The sequence below is a fragment of the Devosia sp. genome (genome assembly GCF_036563435.1).
Lineage (GTDB): Bacteria > Pseudomonadota > Alphaproteobacteria > Rhizobiales > Devosiaceae > Devosia.
In genome coordinates, this window is sequence record NZ_DATCMJ010000010.1 from 1 (window position 1) to 23236 (window position 23236).

The 23236-nt window shown below is 60.2% G+C and carries 24 protein-coding genes and 2 pseudogenes; 18 read left to right on the forward strand and 8 right to left on the reverse strand.

Features of this window, described 5'->3' with window-relative positions; all coding sequences use genetic code 11:
• Positions 1 to 179: 179 nt before the first annotated feature.
• From VIL88_RS05795 to VIL88_RS05805, 3 genes are all read right to left on the reverse strand, one after another.
• Positions 180 to 1427 carry a hypothetical protein gene (locus tag VIL88_RS05795; RefSeq protein ID WP_331986898.1) on the reverse strand — a complete coding sequence of 416 codons (1248 nt, stop codon included), beginning with the start codon at positions 1425 to 1427 and terminating at the stop codon, positions 180 to 182.
• A gap of 480 nt (positions 1428 to 1907) precedes the next feature.
• Entirely contained in the window at positions 1908 to 2750 is an 843-nt protein-coding gene (locus tag VIL88_RS05800; RefSeq protein ID WP_331986899.1) for a hypothetical protein, read from the reverse strand.
• A 2-nt stretch (positions 2751 to 2752) separates the two neighbouring features.
• Entirely contained in the window at positions 2753 to 3730 is a 978-nt protein-coding gene (locus tag VIL88_RS05805; RefSeq protein WP_331986900.1) for a DUF2971 domain-containing protein, read from the reverse strand.
• A gap of 103 nt (positions 3731 to 3833) precedes the next feature.
• On the opposite strand from VIL88_RS05805, the pseudogene VIL88_RS05810 reads away from it, so the two are divergent.
• Positions 3834 to 3947 (forward strand): annotated as a pseudogene (locus tag VIL88_RS05810) (integrase); the annotation flags it as partial.
• Positions 3948 to 4191: 244 nt separating this feature from the next.
• On the forward strand, positions 4192 to 5781 hold the full coding sequence (locus VIL88_RS05815) for an FAD-dependent oxidoreductase (protein WP_331986902.1): 1590 nt from the start codon (positions 4192 to 4194) through the stop codon (positions 5779 to 5781).
• Between the two features lie 60 nt (positions 5782 to 5841).
• Here VIL88_RS05815 and VIL88_RS05820 read toward each other — a convergent pair whose 3' ends face one another.
• Positions 5842 to 6930, reverse strand: a complete 1089-nt coding sequence (locus tag VIL88_RS05820; RefSeq protein ID WP_331986903.1) for an acyltransferase family protein — start codon at positions 6928 to 6930, stop codon at positions 5842 to 5844.
• Positions 6931 to 7115: 185 nt separating this feature from the next.
• Here VIL88_RS05820 and VIL88_RS05825 point away from each other — a divergent pair, with 185 nt between their 5' ends.
• From VIL88_RS05825 to VIL88_RS05840, 4 genes are all read left to right on the forward strand, one after another.
• Positions 7116 to 7907, forward strand: coding sequence for a family 16 glycosylhydrolase (locus VIL88_RS05825; protein ID WP_331986904.1), 792 nt, complete (start codon positions 7116 to 7118; stop codon positions 7905 to 7907).
• Between the two features lie 584 nt (positions 7908 to 8491).
• The gene (locus tag VIL88_RS05830; RefSeq protein WP_331986906.1) at positions 8492 to 9514 is read left to right on the forward strand and encodes an SDR family oxidoreductase; all 1023 of its coding nucleotides are present in this window, start codon (positions 8492 to 8494) and stop codon (positions 9512 to 9514) included.
• 60 nt (positions 9515 to 9574) lie between these two features.
• On the forward strand, positions 9575 to 9769 hold the full coding sequence (locus tag VIL88_RS05835) for a DUF2934 domain-containing protein (RefSeq protein WP_331986907.1): 195 nt from the start codon (positions 9575 to 9577) through the stop codon (positions 9767 to 9769).
• Between the two features lie 40 nt (positions 9770 to 9809).
• Entirely contained in the window at positions 9810 to 10055 is a 246-nt protein-coding gene (locus VIL88_RS05840) for a helix-turn-helix transcriptional regulator (protein WP_331986908.1), read from the forward strand.
• Position 10056: 1 nt separating this feature from the next.
• Here the strand turns inward: VIL88_RS05840 and VIL88_RS05845 are convergent, their stop codons facing one another.
• The 3 genes from VIL88_RS05845 to VIL88_RS05855 form a co-directional block, all read right to left on the reverse strand.
• Positions 10057 to 10872, reverse strand: a complete 816-nt coding sequence (locus VIL88_RS05845) for an ABC transporter ATP-binding protein (protein ID WP_331986910.1) — start codon at positions 10870 to 10872, stop codon at positions 10057 to 10059.
• A complete protein-coding gene (locus tag VIL88_RS05850) occupies positions 10869 to 11876 on the reverse strand; it encodes an ABC transporter substrate-binding protein (RefSeq protein ID WP_331986911.1) in 1008 nt (335 codons plus the stop codon). Before VIL88_RS05850 ends, VIL88_RS05845 begins: the two co-directional genes overlap by 4 nt.
• Positions 11877 to 11997: 121 nt before the next feature.
• Complete coding sequence (locus VIL88_RS05855) at positions 11998 to 12381, reverse strand: pseudoazurin (protein ID WP_331986931.1); 384 nt, start codon at positions 12379 to 12381, stop codon at positions 11998 to 12000.
• Between the two features lie 271 nt (positions 12382 to 12652).
• Here VIL88_RS05855 and VIL88_RS05860 point away from each other — a divergent pair, with 271 nt between their 5' ends.
• The 6 genes from VIL88_RS05860 (at position 12653) to VIL88_RS05885 (ending at position 18770) form a co-directional block, all read left to right on the forward strand.
• Positions 12653 to 13630: an ATP-binding cassette domain-containing protein gene (locus tag VIL88_RS05860; protein ID WP_331986913.1), complete on the forward strand. Its 978-nt coding sequence runs from the start codon at positions 12653 to 12655 to the stop codon at positions 13628 to 13630.
• A gap of 11 nt (positions 13631 to 13641) precedes the next feature.
• The gene (locus VIL88_RS05865) at positions 13642 to 14439 is read left to right on the forward strand and encodes an ABC transporter permease (protein ID WP_331986915.1); all 798 of its coding nucleotides are present in this window, start codon (positions 13642 to 13644) and stop codon (positions 14437 to 14439) included.
• The gene (locus VIL88_RS05870) at positions 14436 to 15245 is read left to right on the forward strand and encodes a substrate-binding periplasmic protein (RefSeq protein ID WP_331986916.1); all 810 of its coding nucleotides are present in this window, start codon (positions 14436 to 14438) and stop codon (positions 15243 to 15245) included. Before VIL88_RS05865 ends, VIL88_RS05870 begins: the two co-directional genes overlap by 4 nt.
• A gap of 178 nt (positions 15246 to 15423) precedes the next feature.
• Positions 15424 to 16077: a c-type cytochrome gene (locus VIL88_RS05875; protein WP_331986918.1), complete on the forward strand. Its 654-nt coding sequence runs from the start codon at positions 15424 to 15426 to the stop codon at positions 16075 to 16077.
• A 31-nt stretch (positions 16078 to 16108) separates the two neighbouring features.
• The gene (locus VIL88_RS05880; protein ID WP_331986919.1) at positions 16109 to 17887 is read left to right on the forward strand and encodes a pyrroloquinoline quinone-dependent dehydrogenase; all 1779 of its coding nucleotides are present in this window, start codon (positions 16109 to 16111) and stop codon (positions 17885 to 17887) included.
• A gap of 61 nt (positions 17888 to 17948) precedes the next feature.
• Complete coding sequence (locus VIL88_RS05885; protein ID WP_331986921.1) at positions 17949 to 18770, forward strand: transporter substrate-binding domain-containing protein; 822 nt, start codon at positions 17949 to 17951, stop codon at positions 18768 to 18770.
• Here the strand turns inward: VIL88_RS05885 and VIL88_RS05890 are convergent, their stop codons facing one another.
• Positions 18771 to 19376: a hypothetical protein gene (locus tag VIL88_RS05890; RefSeq protein WP_331986922.1), complete on the reverse strand. Its 606-nt coding sequence runs from the start codon at positions 19374 to 19376 to the stop codon at positions 18771 to 18773.
• A gap of 134 nt (positions 19377 to 19510) precedes the next feature.
• Between VIL88_RS05890 and VIL88_RS05895 the strand changes: the two genes are divergently transcribed.
• The 6 genes and pseudogenes from VIL88_RS05895 to VIL88_RS05920 form a co-directional block, all read left to right on the forward strand.
• The gene (locus VIL88_RS05895) at positions 19511 to 19852 is read left to right on the forward strand and encodes a hypothetical protein (RefSeq protein ID WP_331986923.1); all 342 of its coding nucleotides are present in this window, start codon (positions 19511 to 19513) and stop codon (positions 19850 to 19852) included.
• A gap of 7 nt (positions 19853 to 19859) precedes the next feature.
• Complete coding sequence (locus VIL88_RS05900; RefSeq protein ID WP_331986925.1) at positions 19860 to 20198, forward strand: hypothetical protein; 339 nt, start codon at positions 19860 to 19862, stop codon at positions 20196 to 20198.
• Between the two features lie 73 nt (positions 20199 to 20271).
• A complete protein-coding gene (locus VIL88_RS05905; RefSeq protein WP_331986927.1) occupies positions 20272 to 21324 on the forward strand; it encodes a DUF3616 domain-containing protein in 1053 nt (350 codons plus the stop codon).
• A gap of 95 nt (positions 21325 to 21419) precedes the next feature.
• A complete protein-coding gene (gene msrA, locus VIL88_RS05910; protein WP_331986928.1) occupies positions 21420 to 22148 on the forward strand; it encodes a peptide-methionine (S)-S-oxide reductase MsrA in 729 nt (242 codons plus the stop codon).
• 66 nt (positions 22149 to 22214) lie between these two features.
• Positions 22215 to 22763 carry a porin family protein gene (locus VIL88_RS05915; RefSeq protein WP_331986930.1) on the forward strand — a complete coding sequence of 183 codons (549 nt, stop codon included), beginning with the start codon at positions 22215 to 22217 and terminating at the stop codon, positions 22761 to 22763.
• A 275-nt stretch (positions 22764 to 23038) separates the two neighbouring features.
• Positions 23039 to 23236, forward strand: a pseudogene (locus VIL88_RS05920) (hypothetical protein); the annotation flags it as partial.

The following is a 23236-nucleotide window of genomic DNA, read 5'->3' on the forward strand; positions in this document are numbered from 1 at the left end:
CCAAGCTCCTTCAGATTGCTGGCTTTGATGAAAACTATCTGCACCGACGGGCCCGCAGGTCGGCCTAACTTCCTCTCGCTGGAGTCCGCGTCCGCTTGCCCGGACTAGGCGCCCGAAACCTGCCTGTCCGCAAACCACCCCCTTTTCGCCACTGCATCGCCTCTAAGGCCGCAGCCCACTCATAGTTCGGTTGAATCCTCAACTGGAGGAAAATCTGGTTCCGGCCATTCATGAAGGACAGTCATTGATTCAACCAATCGTTGGGTTTCGCCTTCCAGTCGTTCGGCGTCCCTAGCACCTAGAACAAGCGCAGGAACAAAGGCCAACCAGGCTTTCACCGCCTGGAACGCTTTCAGAGCAAGCTTCTTGAAGTGGAGGGCTTCGGCCAGAGCTTTTTCTCGCGCAATGATCTTCTTACGCATTTCTGCCTGTAAGCCATCAAGTTCAGACTGCCTCCGTTTGATTTCCTCGGCTTGCTTGGTCAACTCTGTGGCCTTGCGCTGGAGCTCACGCTCCCGTGCCAAGACTTCGCGCTGAAATTCGTCGTAGTCTTCGTCCAGCCTCTGTCGGTGATTGTCCTCGTCCATGGCGAGTTGACTGTTCACCAACGCCACCTGAAGCTCTGCCTTGATGACCTGACGCTCTGCTTTGTCACTCGCATCACTCAAGATGCGCTGAGCCTCTTGCTCGGCAAGCTCCGCAGCCTCTTCCTTGATCCCGTTTATAACCGCCTTGTAGGTATTGACCGGAAGGTGCTTTGCGCCCGTTTCTTCAACGGGCCGGCCGCGCAGGATCGAAGGATCAATATGAGATTGGCACCACGTTGCCCAACTCGTCTGAAGAGCCGTGTAGCTCATCTTGAGCCGCGCCTTCCTCGCGATCTCCACCAACACTTTCGAACCGCATACCTTCTGGTTTCCGGACCGACCATCGGTTCTGTGCGGCGCAAGGAACATGTCGGCGACACCTGTGCCATTCTCGTCTAAGTCGAGCCGCGCCATGTAGACAGACCCCGAACCGAAGGTTTTTTCAGCCCATGCGATCGACTCTTCAAAGAACTCTTTGAGGCGAGGATTGCTTGGGTCGTGGACGTCCCCCACCTGTGCAAAGTGCCTCTCTGAGATGACGGTCATGACATGGAGACCGACGCCACCGTTCTTTGTCTCCCCGATCCCCAGTCTGGCCTTGTGCATCTTGTAGGCAGTGGAGACATCTCGTTGTTGAGCATGATCATCTGGATCGAAATTCGGGTCCAAGTTGTCTCGGGTGCGCGACGTCCAAGTGAGCGCAGTGCCGATCACGGCTCCTTCACGCAGACGTTCCTGTGAAATTGCGTCGACCCGCTGCGCGTGCCTGGTCATAGCGTGGATATGGTTGATGGTCTTGAGAGGAACCACACGAACAGAACAGAAGGGCGGGATCGTCATTAGCTAGCTCCACAGGCAACTTGTGGTAGGCTAAGGTGGGGCCATGAAAATCCAAAAGGTCAGAATGGCTTTATTGGTTAGAGCGCGGACGCAAAGCTCTAACACACTAGAGGATTGCCCGTGCCGGGCCCGCTCCGCTAATCCTCTGTTGCGTTCAGTCGACTAATCCATAAAGGCATTGAATCTCTCAATGGAGCCGGTCAACACCACCTGACGAAGAAGGGCAGGGGCTGCACTGCGCCCCATTTCTGCCGGTCGCGCCGAGATTTGCATTTCCCAAAACCTGCCATCCGACCCCAGCGGTTCAATGGCGACAACAGGTTGACTGCTGTCAGGCAACAACGCGCACGTTCGGCCATTCGGAGAGGTCTTCAGGGGATCGCTCTGCCGACGACGACCATGGCAATTGATGCCATGCTGGAGAAAAAGATAGCCAAAATGGGAGACGAAGCAGTCCAGGCTGGGGGATCATAGAAAGGGCTAAGACAACACAAACGTCCCTTCTCGCGCCGTTAGTGAGCAGTGTGACGGCCTAAGCAGCGCTTCGTCTTCCAAAGTCTGAGCCATAGAAAAAAAATATGCCCGCCCCATGCTTCGAATTTCTTTGTCCAAGACGGTCTCGTACGTCGCGCCCACGACGATCTCGCTGAAATGTCTGCGTTCATCGTCCATCATCTCAAACGTCGAGTATTGGTCCGGCATGAGAGTTAACTCGAAAGTTTCCACCAACTTTGCGCCGGGGGCTAACATCGAGCCGCTTCCGTGTGCGACGACCATCTCTGTCAACAAGTCTGTTACTAAATTAGATAGGTGGTCGTTGGGGCCCGGGCTCTCATGGCATAAGGTGCTCGTACGTAGGTTGATCGCTGGTGTCTTCCCGACATTTTCAGTCGTAACCATCAAGTTGATCCCCATGGTCTTGTCAAACTGACGACTATTAGAGGTGAGCTCCAATTCGATATTGAGCCATGGCCGATTTTCTAGAACGTACATGGACCTAGTTTGTGCATTATTATCTGCCGCTGCATCCGCCGCCCTAGCAGCATGATCGGCAGCCCGCGCAGCCTCCCTAAGCGACGCCCGCAACAAAACCACGCTGACTATTGAAACTAATACGCCGCCAACTGAGGCGACAAACATCCACATCGCCCAAGTAGCCATCCACTGTTGAGCAGCGAGATCAGCACGGTCGATCCATCTTCCGTTGATCGCGAATGAAACTGATTGGTGGCGCCCAAATGCGAAGCCAACACCTAGAGCGGCTATGAGGCAGACAAGTGCTACAAGCCCTATGAACCAAGCTCTGCGGTCGAGTTTGACCATGGTCAGCAATTCGCCATTTTGGGGAGGGAAGTAGGGCGCAGCGGGATGCCAGAGCGTATTATCCGCTGTCCCGCATCCTTGACACCCTGTGCTTCCAATCCTTGAATAAGCTCCGCCTCAATCGCTTCCGACCGTATAGACGGACCCACGATCATGCGGTGAAAAAGCAAGTTGGGATCGAGGCCGATCAAGCCGACTTTGGGATCGTCAATCAATGGGATTTCGTAGATGGTCTGGGGCGGATCGAGCATGTTGTCGCGCCGAACCAGCCTCGACTTCCTGGGGATTAGGGTCGGCATGTGAACTACCCGCCATTCGGCTTCTTCCACAAATCCAGGGTGTTTTAAACACACAGCCCCAAACAGAAGCGTCAGAGCAAGAAACTCTGCAACAAATTGAGCCCCAAGGGCTGCCAGTTCAGAAATGTTCGATTCAATCGCTTCCAGAACTTCCAAAAGTTGCTGCTCTGCGTCAGCAGCATAACCGTAGAAGACAGGACTGGAGTAGGCATTCAGCTCGTTTGTCTCTAACTTGAATGCATCGGTGTTCATGACTATGGCAACGCCGTCCGGCTGAGAGTAGGCCCGCCACATCGACAAACGTCCAAAGTTATCTTCTTCAGCGGGATGCTCTGTCACGCATGTGATATAAACCTCACCCGCTAATGCCCCTTTGATCCGTTGCCAAGCTGCCAACAAGAAACGCCCCAGGTTTGGATCGATAGGCGAAAGCACACTGGTCAGTCTGGCCTGTATCGACGGCTTTGCTAGAATTCCTTCTATGGCGCCCACGCCATGCTCAAGCTCATTGAGGTCGTTCATGTGCGCGGTATTGCGTAGCCAGATTGCCCGGTTATCTACGATCAACTTCGCTGTTTCGAAGTTGGTGTAGTACGCGAGCCGCATCTTCTCGCGCTCTAGCCTCGCGAGCTTGCCGCTGTGGTACGGCATGAAGATTTGCCGAAGTTCTTCCTTGTTCATTCCGCCCCCCGACAAATATCGTTTAGGCAGCCCAACGCTACCAGTCGCACCTACAGCTCCCCGGACCCGCCTATCGCGTCACTTCCCGGTGGCAATCAACACTACTGCCAACTTACGAGCTATCCAGATTTTGCTCGGGCACAGCAAGATCGAATACACGGTTCGCTACTTGGACATGGATGACGCTTTGTCGCTGTTTGAGGCGACCGAGATCTGATCCTCAGCTTCGCTGGCGATCACTTGTCGGTCGCCGGTGAAGCGCCCCACTCCGGCCGTTCAGGGCGGGTTGCTCTCTTCCGGGAAGCTGTCTCTATGCGAGAGGCGCTGTCACGCGAACCGACATTCCGATCTGAACAGAAGTGAGCCCTGGAGGACACTGCGCAAGCTTATTCGCAAGTTGCATTGTCACCGAACCTCGAAGGCCGCACAGTGCACTCGAGGTAGCGGGGAAATTGTGAACCTTGGTTTCGAATGACTTGCAGCAACTCGTCGGCTTCGGAACGCCGCAGGTTGTGGTCGTGGGCGGGGGAGCCGTCGGAATTATGCTCGCCGCCGACCTTGCGCGGGCAGGTAAACGCGTGTTGCTGCTTGAGGCGGGCGGATGGGACTCCGAGGCGTCCGACTATACATTCGATGAGGTTGTAAGCTCTGGCGTTCCCTTCAGTGGGCTTGCTTGCGGACGCTTCCGTGCCTTGGGCGGGACCACCACGAAATGGGGTGGTCAACTTGTTCCGGTCGAGCCGATTGCCTTCGAAGCACGACCATGGCTGGGGGAGGAGGGCTGGCCGATCAGCGCGAGCGACCTGAGCGGCGCATACGAGGCTACACTAGACCTGATTGGGATGCAGCGGCGCCTGCCTGACGAGGAAGTTTGGCGGCATCTCCGGGTCGAGCCGCCAGCTACTGGCGAAGACCTCGACCTGTTCTTGACGAGATGGTTGCCGGAGCCCAACTTCGCCCGCCTGTTCCCGGCCGAACTTGCCGCCAATCCCAATCTCGCGGTGGTGACAGGGGCGTCAGTTTGTGGCCTGACTTTTGACGATGGGAGCCGGCGGGTGGGCCTGTCTGTCCTGCATAAAGGCATTCGGACGCGCCTTGAAGCCGACCATGTGGTGATCGCCAATGGGACGATCGAGATTGCTCGGCTCTTGCTCCAGCCCCTTGCCGATGGCTGCACTGCACCCTGGGCGACCAACCGCTGGCTCGGGAAGGGCTTTGTTGATCACGTGGATTGCTATGCCGGGTCGGTGCACCCGATGGACCAGAAGCGTTTCCATCAGGTGTTCGATGCGGGGGTAGTGAACGGTCTTAAGTACCTCCCCAAGTTGAAGCTGTCCCCCCAATGCCAACGTCGTGACCAGCTGCTGGGCGTAGCGGCGCACTTCGTTTCGTCTTCCGGCAAGGCCAGGCAACTTGCTGCGCTCAAGACCGCCGCGCGCAACCTGATGAATCGCACCTCCATTGAGCATGACGGCTTCGATCTGCGACGATCAGCCGAACTGCTGGACCTCCTGGCGCGAACTGCCGTTCGCTATCTGCAGCACCGCCGAATTTATAATCCTGCCGAGGAGGGTATCCGGCTGAGGCTCACCGGCGAACAGATCGTGGTGGCGGAGAGTGGATTGACGCTGACGGAGCATTTCGACCGCTCCGGCATGTTCAAGGGCAAGTTGGACTGGCGGATTGACGGCCGCGAATTAATCACCCTGAGCAGCTTCGCCCGAAAGGTGGCCGAGTATCTGCAAAGTGCGGGCTTGGCGCAGGTGCAGCTCGATCCGTTGCTGGTCGAGCGCGATCCGGCATTCATCGAAAAGCTGGAAGACGGGTTTCACCACATGGGCATGGCTCGCATGGGCTCTACGCCGGAGGACGGCGTGGTGGACCGAGACCTAAAGGTTTTTGGGACGGAGAATCTCTTTGTCGCCGGCGCGGCGGTATTCCGCTCACCGGGCTTTGCAAACCCAACCTTGACGGCATTGACGCTCGCGATGCGGCTTTCCCAGGCAATCAAGTTGGGATCGACGGCATCGCGCGATCGGGCTGTCGCCTAGTCTAGCAGTGGTACGACGCAGATCGTCGTGCGGTTCAATAGCTTCACAGTTCAGGTCCACTCAGGCGCCGCGTCCGCCGGTCACGAAGTTAGCCAATCGCGGGGAAATGGTACGGAAGATCTGGAAGCTTAAGGCACTGATCAGGGCAACTATCAGAGGCAGGACGAGCCAAAGGAGGAGACCGGTATAGGTTTCAGAAATTTCGAGCCCGACCGCCAGGAAGCCGAACAGGATGATGCCGTGGATCAGGTAAATAGGAAAGGCGAAGCCGGCAAATCCCGCCAGGCGCTGTAGCAGCATGCTTTTCGCCACTAGAGCGGTGAAGGTCCACACGGTCAGACCGCCAAGGATGTTGACGAGCAGGCCAGTGGTTTCGGTGGGCGCATAGAAATGGGCGAAGCAGGCCAGGATCAAGGTGACGGCGAACCAGGGCAGGCCCTTGTCGGCGAGATCCAGTGGCACCTTGTAGATGGCGAGTGCGGCGCCGATCAGGAAAGCGACCAACATGGGGGTCCGAAGGATAAGGTTGGCATCGAGATTGAAGTCGGCAATTAGCACGGCAGCCGCGATAGCGACGAGGACAGCGCGGCGGATCAGCGGCGAGGCGATAACGGCGATGACGGAAATTACGAACAGATCGCGCAGGAAATAGAGCGGGTAGTTCACAGGCCGCGTGCTCCAGGCGAGCGTAGCATCGGCCCAGGTCGCGGTATCGGCAGCTAACAGATCGAGGCGCTGGCCGCTCAAGAGGCCCAGCCGTTGCGCCACACATAGCGCGGCAACAAGGGTAAGATTAAAGAAGAGGAAGGGCACGACAAGGGTACGAACCTTCTTCCAGATGGTTCTCATACCCAGCCGGTCACCACCTTTGGCGAACATGATGAAGCCCGACATGATGGTAAGGATGGTCACCGAAAAGCGGAGGACGGTGGCATTGGCGATAAAGGCCGGCTCCAGCAAAGATACTTCTGCGATGCTGCGAACCTCGGGCATCTCCAGCGGGAAGTGCACATAGACCACCAGCACGATCATCATCAGTCTCGCCAGTGAAAGGCGCTGCGAGAAGGCCTCCACCATTGTGAATGATCGGTCTGCCGTTTCGCTGAGCAAAGGCGAGGCCGTAGTCGCCGTCAGAACGTCAGAGGTCATGTGGCGCACCGTGTATGCTGGAGAGCATTAACGGGGAGTGAATGACGGCAGCGAGGGCAAGGCAAGCCGCTGGTGGCATGACTGCCATGCGACCCTGCCTGCCGCTTCCGCCCCACCATGCGCGCATTTGGTACTAGGCTTTACCGGTACGCGCAGCGGTGGCGCAACTTGAAGCGGAGATGAAAATGCTGCGAAACGTGTCGAATGTTATGGCCGGTGCGGTGATGGGGATTATGCTCATTACTCCGGCGGCCAACGCGCAACAGGCAAGCTTCTTCGATGGATTCGACACGCTCAGCACGTCGCGCTGGTACGTCTCGGACGGATGGGCGACGGGCGAGTACCGCAACTGTACCTGGGCGGCCGGTCAGGTGCGGGCGGTGGATGGTGTTCTGGAGGTTGGCTTTGCGCCGGTGCCCTATGGCGAGCGCCAGAACAGCTGCGGCACCGTGCAGACGCGGCAGGCGTTCGGGCACGGCACGTTCGAGGCGCGACTAAAGACCCCTGCAGGCTCGGGGCTCAACGCGGGCTTCTTTACCTATATCGGTCCCAACCAAGGTAGTCCGCACGATGAGATCGATTTCGAGATCCTGCTGCGCGATACGAGCGAGGTACAGACGACAACCTGGGTCAACGGCGTAAGCGGCGATGGCAGGATGGGCAGCGGACAGACGCACGACCTGCCCTATCCATCCGACAGCGACTTCATCCATCTTGCGGCGACCTGGACCCCTGAAAAGATCGACTACTACGTCAATGGTGAGAAGGTGCGCACCATTGATGACGGCTTCCGAATCCCTACCCATCCGCAACGCATTTTCTTTAGCCTCTGGGGCACCGATACGCTTGTTGATTGGATGGGAGCGTTCGAACCCATTGAGCAGGCGGTGCATATGGAGGTCGATTGGGTGGCTTACACTCCTCTGGGCGAGGAGTGTCAGTTCCCGCAGTCAATTTTGTGCGCGAGAACTCAATAGCTGTGCCAGAAAGGTGTTTGATGCGCCATCCATAGAGGCAAGGTCTCTGTGACCCCACACATGCGGCCGGCGGAATGTCTGCAATCTATGGTATCCGGCCGAAAGGTGCCATTCCGCTAACGGCCCCATCGGCGCCGTTAGATCCGTGGCACGCAGAACGTCCGCTAAGTCGACTTCTCGCGGAGGCCTGCTAGTCCGCATACGGCCCCAGTATGACCGCCGCCAAGTGCTAAATGCCCAGCGGGCAGGGGCTCTGTCAAATGAGAAAAGTAAGGCTACAATCGGTGATTGCAGTTTCAATTTTTGGGCAGCTTCGGCCGCAAACGGGCACCCTGTAAGTTGAAACTTTCCAACTGCTCGAAGGCGATGAGCCGGCCTGTCACGCCGGAGGTCGCGGGTTCGAGCCCCGTCTCTCGCGCCACCCTCTTTAGGGTAAAGCGCAGCGTTTCGGAAAGCACCAGTCAGGCATTTGCCAGAGCCGCGCAATCGAGCGACAAATGACCTCTTGCGCCTTTGTGACTAACCTGCTGTCGAACCTTATCTTTTGAGAGGCGTTGGGTGCTACCACAAGGAAGTGCCCGATCATGCCGTTCAAGTTGAAACCCCTCCACCAGCAGGTAGTCGTCGTCACCGGCGCTTCGAGCGGCAATGGCCTTGCCATCACCGAGGCGGCGACACGCAAGGGGGCTGCCGTGGTGATGGCCGCCCGGAGCAGCGCCACTCTTGAGGAGATTGCTGCCAGGCTTCGCGCAGACGGCGCCCGCATCGCCATCTGCGTTGCCGATGTTGCCGAGGATGATGCCGCCGAGCGTATTGCTGCCACGTCCGTGGAGGCATTCGGTGGCTTCGACACCTGGGTCAACAACGCGGCTGCCGGGGCCTACGGCACCCTGGAGCAACTGAGCCTGGCAGAGCACCGCCGGATCATGGATGTGAACTATTTCGGGCTGCTCAGCGGTTCGCTGGTGGCAGCCCGTCACCTGCGGGAACGTGGCGGCGCCATCATCAATATCGGCTCGGTTCTTGGTGATGGCACCATGCTGTTGCAGGGGGCCTATTCCGCTTCCAAGCACGCGGTGCAGGCCGCGACCGAGGCCTTGCGGATGGAGCTGGAAGAGGAGGGTGCACCTGTTTCGGTGACGCTTATCCAGCCCGCCGCAATGCATACGCCCTATCCTGAACGAGCTCGCACCTATCTAAACAAGCCACCGCGCCTGCCAGCACTCCTCTACAATCCCAGACTTGTCGCCGATGCTGTGCTTTTTGCGGCGCAGCACCGCCGGCGAACGCTGCGCGTGGGGAGCGCGGGGCAATGGATTTCTATCGGCAGGGCGGTGGCGCCAGCTACTTCGGAGTGGCTGTTGGAGCGCTTCGGACGGCTGGTGCAGGTTTCCACCCAGCGTGGCAAGGAGGAGTGGCGTGATGCGCTGTACCAGCCACGGCCGGCGGGGGCGATCGAAGGTTCCCAAAAGCTCTTCGTCCGCCGGCAGAGCTATCTGCTGCAGGCCCAGAAGTATCCGAAAGCGACGGCCCTCCTCTTGGCGTGTCTTGGCGCCGTAGCCATCGCCGCGGTGAATGATCGCGCTCGCCGTCGACAAGGACATTAGCTCCGTTGAAAGCGAGGAACAAAGTGCCTTGCCTGCAGATTGCCTGTCTGGAGGCGCGTCATGACGGACATGCGGGAGACGTTTGGCGACGACGAGTTCGAACAGATGGTGCGCGACACGGCGTACCATCTTTGGGAGCGTGACGGTCGTCCATTCGGCGGAGAGAAATACTACTGGTTCCTGGCCCTGGAGAAGTGCCTGCGCCAGCGCACCGAAGAGGAACGGGAGCGGCGCGGATTGCTTGATCCGATGTAGGATCCAACCCAGCGTGTCCGAATAACCAAGAGGAAGCATAATGGCTATCAGCATCACCGGCCGAACCCCTGCCGCCGACGTCGACCGCCGGGAGCGGCTTGGCATCAGCGCCGACGACCTTGCTGCACGGGCGGGGATTTCGGCGCAGGAGCTTGCGGCCTACGAGCAGGCCAAGTCCGAGGCTGATGCAAACCCGACGGTCGCCATGCGCGTCGGTGATGCACTTGATGAACTGGAGCGGGAAAGCGCTGCCGCCGCCGATGAGCCGGAGGCGCACCCGACCTGATTCAGGAGCCGCTCGCTTCCTTTCCAGGTCGGAAGAAGGGCGAGTTGGGATCGTTCAAAATCATCTCGCGAATAAGCCCTGTCAGGTACGTGCGGTGTTCCATGAAGGTTGCGCTGGTTCTGATTTCGTCCCGGCGTGGGCGGGGCAGGTCGATAGGCACGATTTCACGCAAGGACCGGGGGGCAGGGCCCATGACCACAACCTTGTCGGCCAGCAGGACCGCTTCCTCGACGCTGTGGGTAACAAACAATGTAGTCAGGCTCCGCTCTTCCCAGAGCTGTAAGAGTTCCAGCTGCATGATCTCCCGCGTTTGCGCGTCGAGGCTGGCAAAGGGCTCGTCCAGCAGGAGGATCTCGGGATCGGTCGCCAGAGCCCTTGCTAACGCCACACGTTGTTTCATGCCGCCTGATAGCTGGGCGGGATAGCTGTTCGCGACCTGCGACAGGCCCACGCGCTGCAGCAGCCGGCTCACTGTGGCGTTGCGGGTAGCTGCATCTACTCCAGCAAGTTCCAGTCCGAACCCGACATTGCGGCTTGCGGTCGCCCACGGGACCAAGCGGAACGACTGAAATACGAATCCAAGCTTCGGCCCCGGTTGGGGCGGCGCGCCGTTGATCGTCAGGGTCCCAGCATCAGGCTGCAGCAGGCCATCGACCAGGCGGAGCATGGTAGTCTTGCCACATCCCGAAGGACCGAGGATCGCTACAAACTCGCCCGGCAAGATGTCGAGCGAGAAGTCGCTGATGATCGGCCGGCCACCACCATGGTCGAATGACTTGGTGACCTTGCTGATTCTAATGCCGGGGTTGATGGTCACCGATCGGCAGGATCTGCGTTTTCGATGATACCGAGGTCGCTCAGGACTTCGTCAGCTACGCTGAAGTCGACCCACCTGTCGAGCGGGATCGGCTCAAGATCGGCAAAATCCGGACCCTCGAAGTTCCAGTCGGCCGTGAAAGCCAGGTCAGAGGCGCTGAGACCGCCATTCAGGCTCCAGCTATTTGAATAAGCCTCTGCCAAGGTTTCAAGATCTGCCCTGTCGAGGTCTGGACGCGCGGTTGCCATGGCATCCACCCAGATGCTTGGATCTTCGGCGATGTCCCGTGCAAGCTTGGTCAGCGCGGTCACAACACCGACGACCTCTTCCCGACGGGTCTCCAGAACGTCGGGAGCAACGACATTGACCTTGCTGACGACAGGCGCAGCGTCAAAATAGGAATCCTGATCCACCAGAACATGCATGCCCGTCTGATCGGGCAATGTGGTCCAGGTACCAAGCGACATAGTGGTGGCATCGATCTGTCCGGCGGCAAGCGCCTGAGCGCGCGCGGCGGGCTGCCCGAGTGCCACCTGTTCCAGTTGGTCGAACTCGATGCCCTGAGCAGCAAGAACCTGGCGGCTGAGGCCCTGATCTACGCTGCCGACGCGGCCGATACCGAAGCTCTTGCCGGCAAGGCTTGGCACGTCCGCGACGGTGTCGCGCGCCACGATCATGAATGCCAGCGACTTGCTGGGGGAGGTCACCGCGCGCAGATCCAGCTGTCCGCTGGCGACAAGCTGCAGCAGGCTGTCGACGCCAATATTGGCCATCTCGCCCTCACCGGCCTGCAAGGCCGTCACGGCAAGGGGCGTCTGCTGCACACGTACTAGTTCCACCTCGACGTTCTCACGCTCGAAGTAGCCAAGCGTCACCGCAAGATCCATGACGGAGTTCGGCACCAGCGGCGGCTCGAGGTCCGTCACGATCAGACGGAAGGGCTCGGCGCTTGCCGGCGCGGCGAGCGCGGCAAGAATAGCGACGCTGGCAAAAATTCTGTGCATTCCGAGGCTCCTGCTGATGCCCATCTTCCTAGGCACGGCGTGTGTTCTAGTGCGTTGCAGTTGAACCCCGCAACAAAAACTGGCGCGGCAGAGCCGCGCCAGCAATCGGATGTTGTTGGCCTTACTGACCGATCATGGCGGTGAGTTCAGCGAACTCTTCAGCGGCCTTGGGCGGTACCTTGGCGTTCTCGATGTCAGCAAGGTTCGCCGGATCGTCACCAACGACGATCAGACCGACCATGCCCATGCCGAAATGCGGTAGGCACTTGTAGGCATAAGCACCCGGAACATCGAAGGTCACGCTGATCTGCTCGTTGATCTTGCCCTTGAACTCGGTGCCACCTTCGGGGATCAGGTCCTTGATCGATTCCGCGTTGTGACCCTTGTCGGTTGGCACGAAGGTGACGGTATCGCCCGGCTGGATCTGCAGGAAGGCAGGCTCGAACACCATAGTGTCGCCGTCGGAACCCTTGTTGAGCATCTGCACTTCATAGTCAGCGGCCATGACAGAGCCGGCTGAGGCTAGAACAATGGCGGCCGCGCCGAGTACGGTTCGAAGATTCACGGTATTCTCCTGGAATTAGATCGCATGCGACGTGTCACACGCCGCCTGCTAAGCCAAATGCGGGGACAACCAAATGGTTCTGCCACCGGCATCTGATTAGGCTAGATATATCCTTGAACTCGGGACTCCCAGTCCGGCGCGTCGCTGGGAAAGGGCCGAGGAGAGGAAACTCTGTCGTCTATGAGCGAACAGTGAGAGCAAAGGAGACGGCATGAGCGGAACCGCGGCGATCGAAGTCAAAGAGGTCAGCGCCGCCTATGGCAGCACGACCGCACTCGACGCTGTGAGCCTTTCCGTGCCGCCGGGCAGCCACTTCGCTTTGCTAGGACCCAACGGCGCCGGCAAGACCACATTGGTCAACATCCTGTGCACCCTGCGCCGTCCAGATCGGGGCTCTGCCGTTGTTGCCGGCAGTGATGTCGTGAGGCGCCCGAGCCAGGCACGGCGCTCCATCGGCGTCGTGTTTCAGGACTCGAGCTTGGACGACCGCCTCACCGCCTGGGAAAATCTGGAATTCCACGGCCTTGTCTATGGCATGCCCACCCGTCCGCGCCGCGGCCTGATCGAAACCATGCTGGACCTGGTCGAGCTTGGCGACTGGACGCACGAAATCGTCCGCAGTTTTTCCGGAGGCATGCGGCGGCGGCTGGAGATCGCCCGCGCTTTGCTGCACGAGCCCCGCATCCTGTTCCTGGACGAACCCACAGTGGGCCTCGACGCTCAAACCCGGCAGCGCATCTGGCACTATCTGGAACAGTTGCGCCGCGACCGCGGCCTGACCGTCCTCACTACGACGCACTATATCGAGGAAGTCGAGAGTGCGGACCAGATCTGCATCATCGACCACGGCAGGATCATCGCCCAGGGCACACCAGATGCTTTGAAGTCCGAGCATGGGCATTCATGGCTCCACGTCTTACCGCGTGATGCCGCAGCCAAGGCCGCCATGCTGGCGCGGCTTCCACAGGCGCATGCACTCGGCGCCAATGCTTTGGCCATACCAGCTGATGATCGGCAGGATTCGGACGCAATCCTTGCCCAATACCGCGACCAGTTGGCCGAAGTCCGCTTCCAGCCACCCACCCTTGAGAGCGTATTTCTTTCGCTGACAGGACGCGAATTGCGGGACCGAGCCGACGGGCAGCGAAGCGCCGACCGTGCAGCAGGACGGCGGGGAGGGCGCAGCTGATGGAACCGATGATGCTGTTACGCGGCCTCTATGCTATCTGGCTGCGGGAAATCACCCGCGCCACGCGCGACCGTGCCCAGCTGATCGGCGGTGTCAGCCGACCGCTGATCTGGCTGCTCATCCTTGGCGTAGGCCTCAACCCCTACTTCCGCGGCGAGGTCTACGGGGAGGTTCGCTTCGTCATCCCCTATACCTACCTGCAGTTCCTGTTCCCCGCGGTGATCGTCCTTAACATCATGTATACGTCGATCCAATTTGCCGTGTCGGTGATCTGGGATCGCGAATTCGGCTTCCTGCGCGAAGTGCTGGTTTCTCCCCTGCCGCGGCCGCTGATCCTCCTTGGCAAGGTTCTTGGCGGCAGCACGATTGCAACCCTCCATGGTTCATTGGTGCTGATCCTCGCCCGCTTCGCCGACGTGACGCTTTCGCTGTCGCAGATGTTTACCGCCCTCGGCTTGATGTTCGTTCTGGCTTTCGGGCTGACCAGCTTCGGCGTAATTCTGGCCGCGCGGGTGCGGAGTTTCGAAGGCTTCGGCGTCTTCTCCAACACCATCATCCTACCGCTCTACTTTACCTCGTCGTCGGTCTTCCCGCTGGACCCAGCCTTGACCCGCACGCAAATGGTGACGGCCTATCCCGAGTGGCTCGTCTTCCTGGTTCAGATCAACCCCATTACCTATGCCGTCGATATGCTGCGCGGCGTGCTGATCGGCTTCAACCAGTTCCCGCCCGGTTACGGGCCAGCCGTGATCTTCGGTATGGCAGCGCTGTTCTTTGTGGTGGCCTTGATCGACTTCGGGCGCTCATGAGCAGGCCCAGGCCAAGCCGCTGGCGCAGTGCCGCGGTCAACATCGGCATCGTGGCGGCCTTGCTGTTTGCCGCGAGCTTCCTGCCGCCCGATACGTCCCTGGCAGACCGTCAGCGGGCAGGGGTGATCAAGCTCTGCGTGCCGCCGAGCTTTCCGCCCCTGGTCACCAGCGATCCGTCAGCGCCCGGTTACGACATCGAGCTCGGACAAGCGCTAGCTGCCGAACTCGGACTGAGGCTGGCTGTCAACACGGTCCCCTCCATCGGCAGGGACTACAATCCCCGCAACTGGTCCCTAACACGCGCCCAGTGCGACCTTGTCGGCGGCGGCGTCGCCGACTCGGTGCAAACGCGAAGCTTCATGCAAACGCTGCCAACGCAGACACAAACCGGCTGGATTGGCATCTCACGCACCGGAGCCATGCCGGCTGCGGGAAGCGTGGTGGCCGTCTTGCCGGGGACATCAGGCCTCAGCCGCGTTACGCTCTCCAGCTGGCTTAGGGCGCGGAACTATCGCGGCAAGCTGGTGCGCGACACGAAAGAACTGGCGCAGGCCCTGACCTCTGGAGAGGCATCAGCTGTGATCACCGAGCGATTCCTGGCTGCCGGCCTGGAACTGGACGAGCGCCAGTATCAGAGCTTTTGGCTCGATGAGCCCCAGTTCGAGGGATTTCCCATGGCGTTGGGGCTGTGGAAGGGCGACCAAACCTTCAAGTCGGCAGTCGCGGCAGCGTTCGAAACCATCGAACGCTCTGGTCGCGCGGCGCAGCTGCGCGAGCGTTATGGTATCGATGCAGAGCCGCAGTAACTGGGGCGGAGCGCCTTTTCTGCACAAGCGTGGAACGATCTAGAAGCTCAACCATTCGGATTTTTGGGCAGAGTGTCATTGCGCTGCCATCTGGGGCATGAAATACTAACATGCTAGTTGCGTCGGCTGTAACCCGTTGACGCACAACACTATATTGATCTCAAAAGGGGAGGGTACGGTGCCAACAAGATCCAGACGGATCGCGGCCCGCGTCATTGTTCCGCTTGTTGCCGGAGCGTTGATCTCGAGCCCGGCTTGGGCGGCGGGATTCACCGCGGAGCAGGCAGAAGCTGGCGAACAGGCCTATAATTCCAATTGTGCGCAGTGCCACGGCCGACAGCTCGAAGGTCCGGAAGCACCGGGTCTCGCCGGCCAGGATGTGATGCAGAATTGGGACAGCGCCGGCGGCCTCTACGACTTCATCTCGGTTGCCATGCCGCCTTCTGCTCCGGGCCAACTAGGTGAGGACACCTACCTCAACATCGTAGCCTACATCATGGAGTTCAACGGCGCCGCTCCAGGCGACGAGCCGATGACGGCTGATCCGGATCATCTCTATTCGATCTCCCTGGCCGCCGAAACGGCGGCAGGTGCCGCAAGTATGGCCGCTGCCGCCGCTGATGCCGGCGGAGCAGCTCCAGCTGCTGCACCAGCAGCAGACGCGCCTGCCGCGGAAGCGAGCGCAGTGCCGCAAGCGTATACCTGGGGCCAGCAGTTGCCTGGCGGTGCGGCACCTGCGGAGCCGGCAGCAGCGCCTGCCGCAACCGAATCGTCCGTGCCGCAGGCCTATACCTGGGGTAAAGAATTGCCGGCTGCCGGCGCAACGAAATAGGGCGCTTCGAGCGGCCTCTGAGGAGACGAGAATGAAAATCGGATTGATCAACGCTTCGTTGGCAGTCACCACGGCGCTGGTGGCCTTGTCAGCACCAGCCTATGCACAGGGCGTTCGCGAGGACTACGAGCCCGTAACCGCCGAGATGCTGGCTAACCCTCCCGCTGAAGAGTGGTTGATGTTCCGCGGCAACTACAACAACCAGGGCTATAGCGAACTGGACATGATCAACAAGGACACCGTTGGTGACCTTGAACTGGCCTGGGCTTGGCCGATGGCCGAGGCTGGCATCCAGGAAACCGCGCCACTTGTGCATGACGGCGTGATGTTCCTCCAGACCAACAACAACATCGTCGAGGCACTTGATGCCAAGACAGGTGATCTGATCTGGCAGTATCGCCACGTTCTGCCGGAAATCCCGGCGAGCTGGAGCTATCAGGCCAACCAGGCGCGTCGCCAGAAGAACTCCATCGCTCTCTACGAGGACAAGATCATCCTGACCACGGTGGACGCCAAGATCGTGGTCCTTAATGCCGCTGATGGCAAGGTCGCTTGGGAAAAGCAGGTTCTGGATTATAACCTGGGTTACAGCTACACGGTCGGTCCGCTGATCGCTGACGGCAAGATCATCTCCGCCATTTCAGGCTGCTCGATCGCCGGCACGGCAGGTGGCTGCTATATTATGGCGCACGATGTGAACACGGGCGACGAACTGTGGCGCTTCAACACCATCGATGATCCCAACAATCCCGAGCAGCAGGAAAGCTGGGGCGGTGTGCCGCCGGAAAACCGCTGGGGCGGCACGCCCTGGACGACCGGTGCCTACGATCCTGAAACCAACACCACCTATTGGGGCATCGGCATGCCCGGTCCCTATGCGGAGCTGATCCGCGGTTCGGGCGATGGTTCGGTGCTCTACACCAATTCCACGCTGGCGCTGGATGCTGGCACCGGCGAACTCAAGTGGTACTACCAGCACCTGCCTCGCGATAACTGGGATCTGGACTCTCCGTTCGAGCGCATTCTCGTCGACCAGGAAGTCGACGGCGAAGTGCGCAAGATGCTGATTTCGGTGCCTGGCAAGAACGGTATCGCGTTCGGTCTCGATCGCGAAACCGGCGAGTATCTGTGGTCCAAGGAAACCATCGTCCAAAACGTCGTCGATCAGATCGATGAGGAGGGCACCGTCCACATCAACGAGGACTTGGTTTTCAACGCACTAGGCGAGGAGTTCATGGTCTGCTCGTCCGTTTCTGGCGGCAAGCTTTGGCAGGCAGGCGCCTATAGCCCGATGACCGAGACCTTCTTCGTGCCGCTGACGGAAGCCTGCAACACCGTAGCGCCCACTCAGACTGAGTTCACCGCCGGTAACGCCGTCGGTTCGGTCAAGTTCGGCCCGCGTGTCCTGCCCGAAGGCATTACCGAAGCCGGCCTGATGCAGGCGCTGGACATCAACCCCGAACAGGGTGAGTCCAAGTGGCAGTACCGCTATCGCCCCAGCCCCACCAGCTCCGTGCTGGCCACTGCCGGCGGTCTGGTGTTCGGCGGCGACGCCGCGCGCGAGATCAAAGCCTGGGATCAGGAAAGCGGCGAACTGGTTTGGTCGCAGCGCCTCAACGCACCGGTCGGCGGCTACCCGATGACCTATGCGCTGGATGGTGAGCAGTATCTGGTGGTTCCCACCGGCTACTCGAACTCGGCCAGCTCAATCTCCTCGGCTTTCCCGGAAATCCCGCTGCCGACGGGTTCGGGTAACTCGATCTTCGTGTTCAAGCTGCCTAGTGACACCACGACGGCTAGTGCCAACTGACGCGAAACAGGACTATCGGAAAAGGGGCTTCGGCCCCTTTTCTCATTTTCAAGGATCGACCATGCACCGCTTTTTCGCCGCGGCCTTCGCGCTGATGACTGCCACTGCCGTTCAGGCGCAAACCGCCGGCGTGCCTCCCGAGGAACTCAACAACACCCGGCGCCAGGCCGGCGACAGCATCAATGTGTGTTTCGACCGGACGAGCCTCGGCCGTCCCTTCGATGAAGATGTTGCCCGTGCCATTGCCGACGCCCTGTTTCTCGAGATCAATGTGGTGGAAGGCTTTGGCGGCTTTCCGCTGAACGGTGACGGCTTCATGGATGAACTGACGCTGGCCATGAACAACACCTGCGATGTCTTCATGGGCGTTACCGTCTCTGCCAATTCTCCCTTCTCGGAGGCTTTCGCCTTGACCCGGCCCTACGCCACGATTCCTTTCGTGGTCGCGGTGAACGATCCAGATTGGCAAAGCCTTGCTGACATTCCCAAGGATCGCCCGCTGGGCACCGCAATGGCCAGCATGGGCGAGATGAATTACATCATGTGGGCTCAACAGCAGCCGGAGGGCGAGAGCTGGGTACGCTACCCGTATCCCGACCCCAACAAGATGGCCACGCGCGTACTCGACGGGACCATCGCCGGCATGATCCTCTGGCAGCCAACCCTCGCGCGCCTGCGCGCCGAGCGAACCGATGCCGAAGCGCTGCGAACAATCGATGCGTCTCCCGTACCGGGCTCGACGGTCAGCGTGGGGGCACTGGTTTCAAGCCGAAACGGTTTCTTGCGCAGCCAGATGGACGAAGCCATCGATGCCCTGGTGGCTGACGGCACCATTCAGGCGCTGCTGGAACAGCACGGCTACGAGGGTGTAGCAGGCGAGTAGTCAGCCAAGGCGAGCAAGCGTAGCCCAGACGTCTTCAGGCGTGGGAAAACCGAATGCGACGATCAGTGCGACGACCAAGCCAAGGCAGATTGGCTCTGCCTGCCTCAGTCGTCTTTCTTCGCGCGGCCGAAGCGCCTGGAGCAATGCGCCTCCGACCAGGCCGGGCAGGGGAAGGCAATTGAGTAGTACGGACGAGATCGCAATCGTCTGCAATTGATCGAGCACCAGCAGCACCGCGGAAGCGCCGGTACGGGGGAGCAACAGGGCAAGGCGCTGCAGCCCGTCTACTGCCGGCAGGAGCACGAGCACACCGGCAAGCCCAAGCGGTGCCACCAGCACGACACCCAACCGGTCCAGGCGATTTCCTTCGGGATCGTACCAGATGCTGCGCACCCAACTGACGCTGAACAGGGCCGCCATGGCCGCGCCCCAGGCCGACACGTGAACGAAGGGGTTGAGCGTTAGCCGTCCGTCATGCTGCGGTCGCCGGTCGCCGAAGACTCTAGCGATGCCTGCCAGAAGCGTGCCTTGCAAAGCAGCATAAAGCAGTACGGCAGCGAGGCGCGAGACGATACCGCCCATGCTAAGTTCTCTAAGTATCTGCACGGGATCTCCTGCGGCCTCGGCCGACACTAAGTCCTCTCTCCACCCGGCACAACTTGCTCATGTTAGCGGGCTCACAAGGTGGCAACGACCTGTCGGCCACAGCGTTGTTCCGCCAACAACACGAGGAGTTTGCCATGAGCAAGATCGTTGCCGCCGTCGCCCTTTCCCCCATCGCCGGCTTGTTTCTACTGGGGTCGGCTTTCGCCCAGGACGCAGCCGCTGGTGCCGGGGAAATGACCATGGGCGACCAGGTCATCCCGCAAGAGCAGCAGGCGGCCGTCGAGGATTGGTGCAAGGAACTGCAGGCCCAGCAGGGCCTGACCGGCACACAGGAGCCCGAATCCACCATGTCGGAAGAGCAAGTTGAGGCCGTGGCACCTGACCAGGCGACCGAGGGTGAAAACAGCTTCGACATCACCACTGTCACGCTCGAAATGTGCCAGGAAGCCGGGCTGACCGATCAGGAAGGCGACTAACATGAGCATGAAAACTGCTAGCGCTCTGGGCGCCGCCGCCCTCCTGCTTCTACCGGTAGGAACCTGGGCACAGGAACAGGAGCACCGCATCGGCGGGAAGGCTGTCCCCGAGGAACAGGTCGCAGAGGTCCAGGAACACTGCGACTCGCTTCGCCAGGGAGAGAAAGCGTCGCCCGTTGCAGAAGCGGCCTATGATGAGGAAACCGACGCGGCAGCGGCGGAAGCCGCCGAGCAAACCGCTGTAGACCTGTCGGCGGATCTCTGGAACGAGGACGAGACCATTGACGTCAACAAGCTCTCGCTTGAGCTTTGCGATGAAGGCAACTTCGCTTTGTCGGACCAATAGTGATCCCGGGGCGAACTGCTGGCAGTTCGTCCCTTCCTCTTCTTCAAAGTTGTCATCCGGCATGTGAGGTCCTGTGGCCGGCAAGACCATCAAGCTCGAGTTCAGCCCCGTGGGCGATGGGGCGCGGCTTGGCAGGGACATCTCCGCCCTGGCCATTGCTGGCCGCACCTTGTTTTGTGCCTCCGATGAGACAGCCAGCATTGAGCAACTGGTGCTCGATCCCCTCTCTGGCACCTTTGCTGCCCATCGCAGCATCCTCCTGACCGACTACTTCACGCTCCCCGCAGGTGGCGACGAGATCGACATCGAAGGGATGGCGGTGCACCAGGGGCGTCTCTGGATCACCGGCTCCCACAGTCTCAAGCGGCGCAAACTGGGTACGGGGGATTCAAGTTCGAAGCTGGGACGGCTAAAATGGGACCCGAACCGCAGCTTCATCGGCTACCTGCCGCTAAGCGAAGAAAAAGATGGGATCGTCAGTCCCGTCCCTTCTTCGCAGACAACAATCACTAGCCGTCCGCGGATGATGAAAGTAGGCGCCGAGGGTCAGAAGGGCCTCCGGTGGCTCTTCAGTGACTGCGTCCTCTTCCAGCCCTTCATGAATGTACCCGCTAAGGAGAACGGCTTCGACGTCGAGGGACTCGCCGTCGTCGGCGACCGCGTCGTGCTGGGCCTGCGGGGGCCGGTACTCGGCCGCCATGCCTTTCTAGTCTCGCTGCAGTTCAAGGAGACTGGCGAGCATTTCCTCAAGCCCAAGCGACTGGATGGATCGAAGTACCGCCTCCACGCGCTCGACATCGGCGGCTTCGGCATCCGCGATCTGCTCGTAGTCGGCGACGAACTGCTGATTCTTGCGGGCCCAACGCAGGCCATAGAGGGACTGGCGAAGATCTATGCAGTACGTGGGCTTTCCCCTGCAGACGATGTCATCCCCAAGGAACGCCTCCGACACATTGCGACGCTGCCGATGCGCGACGAGTGTGACCATGCAGAGGGCCTGGCGCACCTCACCGACGATGGTGCCGAGTATCTAGTAGTCGCCCATGACAATCCTGCACCAGAGCGCCTCAATGAGCGTGCCCACACCCTGCTCCTCGACCTGATCCCTTGGCAGCGCTCCCGGTAATCTCGCGAGTACGTGTTCAGCGTCACGCCTCTCAATGTAACTCTGGTCCGCCAGTGTGCGAATTGTGTGTCAGTAGCCCCTCACGAGGACCTCAGATGCGCCACCTGCTTTCGTTCTTCCGATTCCACCTGTCCCGCAGGGTAGCTTTTGCCGGCGTGGTGCTCGGTGCACTCGGCGCCGCAACACTCACGCTGTTCCCTGCCACTGCACAAGAAGAGCCAGTCCAAATTCCACCCCCAGCCATCGCTTTTGTCGAAAGCGGCACGACAGCAACCGCCGTTTTCGCCGGTGGCTGCTTCTGGGGCGTTCAAGGCGTGTTCCAGCACGTGGAGGGCGTGACGCGTGCTGTCTCAGGGTATAGCGGCGGCGGCGCCGAGACCGCCACTTACGAGCAGACCGGCAGCGGAACCACCGGCCACGCCGAAGCGGTGGAAGTCTCCTATGATCCCTCCGTCGTCACCTATGGGGAACTGCTGCAGATCTACTTCTCTGTCGCGCACAACCCGACCCAGCTCAACTACCAGGGGCCCGATCGCGGAACGCAGTACCGCTCGACGATCTTTGCCGCAACTGAGGCTCAGGCCGCCTACGCCAAAGACTACATCGCTCAGCTTGACGAGGCCGAACTGTTCGAAAAGCCGATTGTCACCACCATCGAGCCGCTCGACGCGTTCTACCCCGCAGAACAGTACCATCAGGATTTCCTGACGCTGAACCCCACCTGGCCCTATATTGTCATCCATGACCTCCCCAAGATCGCGGCTCTCAAGGCTCTCTTCCCGAACCACTATCGCGACGAACCGGTGCTGGTCGGGACCCTGTAGCGGCGGAGTCGCCGGAACCACGGCTTCAGGGATCCGTTTCCCCCGTGATGACGAAAGAGGTGAGCAATGCGCCGGGCTAGTAGGATAGTTGTTTCCCTGCTCGGCCTTGTTGCGCCTGGTGCTGCCGCGGCGGCCGATGCCATCGCTATCTCGACAAGCAGTTCCGCTGCTGGCCTGCCGCTACATGACGAGGCGGACTTTGACTGGACCGGCTTCTATGCGGGCGTATATGGCGGTGCCCAGACCGGCTCTGCCGCCGACACCCAGGCAGCCCTTGGCCTACAGCTGGGCGTTAACGCGCAGTTCGGCTTCTACCTTCTCGGTGCCGAAGTTGCAGTACACGGCCTGCCTGGAGCCGGCGGACGCGAGACGAGCTATGGCGAGATACTGGGTCGCGCTGGACTGGTGCTCGAGAACGACATGGCCATCTACGCAGCCGGCGGCTATGGCATCGATCTCGGCACCGCGGACCAGGAGAACCTGCTCCTGGGTGGCGGCGTCGAAGTGCCTGTGAACGAGAGCGTCTCGCTCGAGGCGCAATACCTGCACGGCTTCCCGATCGGCGGCGGCACCGCAACAGACCAGTTTACGATTGGCGCAAACTTCCACTTCTAGGCGCCCTCGGAATAGAGCCGGCAGAACCGCCTAGCACCAGCGATTCGACCCCATTTCTGCCGCTTCGAAGACCCTTCGTCGCCGCAAAAGTATGTACGTCGCGCGCAATTTGTATCAAACTGAACCAAATGCGCGGCATTGCTGCAACACCTGCCTCCAATTGGTCACCTTGCGTTAGCCGCAGTGCCTGAATTCAGGGAGCCAAGGGTTGTCACCGGCGTTCTCGTGATGCATTTAGTCGCTCGACTACGGTTAACTCTATGGGAGTGCAAGATATGTTCGCACGTTCGCTTTCTCTCGGTGTGGCTGCTGCCGCACTGCTCGTCGGTGGTGCTCAGGCCGCTGACCTCATCATCCCGACCACGCCAGAGCCGATCTATGAAGCTGCTGGTTTCGACTGGGAAGGCCTCTATGTCGGCGCTCGCGTCGGTGGCCAGTTCGTCGGCGCTGTCAGCGGCGGCACCACCTATGCC

Excerpts from the sequence above, each read along its gene's own strand:
- VIL88_RS05870 (WP_331986916.1), top strand. The coding sequence starts at position 14,436 with ATGAGCAGGCCCAGGCCAAGCCGCTGGCGCAGTGCCGCGGTCAACATC.
- VIL88_RS05830 (WP_331986906.1), top strand. The coding sequence starts at position 8,492 with ATGCCGTTCAAGTTGAAACCCCTCCACCAGCAGGTAGTCGTCGTCACC.
- VIL88_RS05795 (WP_331986898.1), bottom strand. The coding sequence starts at position 1,427 with ATGACGATCCCGCCCTTCTGTTCTGTTCGTGTGGTTCCTCTCAAGACC.
- VIL88_RS05800 (WP_331986899.1), bottom strand. The coding sequence starts at position 2,750 with ATGGTCAAACTCGACCGCAGAGCTTGGTTCATAGGGCTTGTAGCACTT.
- VIL88_RS05840 (WP_331986908.1), top strand. The coding sequence starts at position 9,810 with ATGGCTATCAGCATCACCGGCCGAACCCCTGCCGCCGACGTCGACCGC.
- VIL88_RS05895 (WP_331986923.1), top strand. The coding sequence starts at position 19,511 with ATGAGCAAGATCGTTGCCGCCGTCGCCCTTTCCCCCATCGCCGGCTTG.
- VIL88_RS05860 (WP_331986913.1), top strand. The coding sequence starts at position 12,653 with ATGAGCGGAACCGCGGCGATCGAAGTCAAAGAGGTCAGCGCCGCCTAT.
- VIL88_RS05865 (WP_331986915.1), top strand. The coding sequence starts at position 13,642 with ATGCTGTTACGCGGCCTCTATGCTATCTGGCTGCGGGAAATCACCCGC.
- VIL88_RS05805 (WP_331986900.1), bottom strand. The coding sequence starts at position 3,730 with ATGAACAAGGAAGAACTTCGGCAAATCTTCATGCCGTACCACAGCGGC.
- VIL88_RS05850 (WP_331986911.1), bottom strand. The coding sequence starts at position 11,876 with ATGCACAGAATTTTTGCCAGCGTCGCTATTCTTGCCGCGCTCGCCGCG.
- VIL88_RS05835 (WP_331986907.1), top strand. The coding sequence starts at position 9,575 with ATGACGGACATGCGGGAGACGTTTGGCGACGACGAGTTCGAACAGATG.
- VIL88_RS05855 (WP_331986931.1), bottom strand. The coding sequence starts at position 12,381 with ATGGCCGCTGACTATGAAGTGCAGATGCTCAACAAGGGTTCCGACGGC.
- VIL88_RS05900 (WP_331986925.1), top strand. The coding sequence starts at position 19,860 with ATGAAAACTGCTAGCGCTCTGGGCGCCGCCGCCCTCCTGCTTCTACCG.
- VIL88_RS05915 (WP_331986930.1), top strand. The coding sequence starts at position 22,215 with ATGCGCCGGGCTAGTAGGATAGTTGTTTCCCTGCTCGGCCTTGTTGCG.
- VIL88_RS05820 (WP_331986903.1), bottom strand. The coding sequence starts at position 6,930 with ATGACCTCTGACGTTCTGACGGCGACTACGGCCTCGCCTTTGCTCAGC.
- VIL88_RS05880 (WP_331986919.1), top strand. The coding sequence starts at position 16,109 with ATGAAAATCGGATTGATCAACGCTTCGTTGGCAGTCACCACGGCGCTG.
- msrA (WP_331986928.1), top strand. The coding sequence starts at position 21,420 with ATGCGCCACCTGCTTTCGTTCTTCCGATTCCACCTGTCCCGCAGGGTA.
- VIL88_RS05885 (WP_331986921.1), top strand. The coding sequence starts at position 17,949 with ATGCACCGCTTTTTCGCCGCGGCCTTCGCGCTGATGACTGCCACTGCC.
- VIL88_RS05825 (WP_331986904.1), top strand. The coding sequence starts at position 7,116 with ATGCTGCGAAACGTGTCGAATGTTATGGCCGGTGCGGTGATGGGGATT.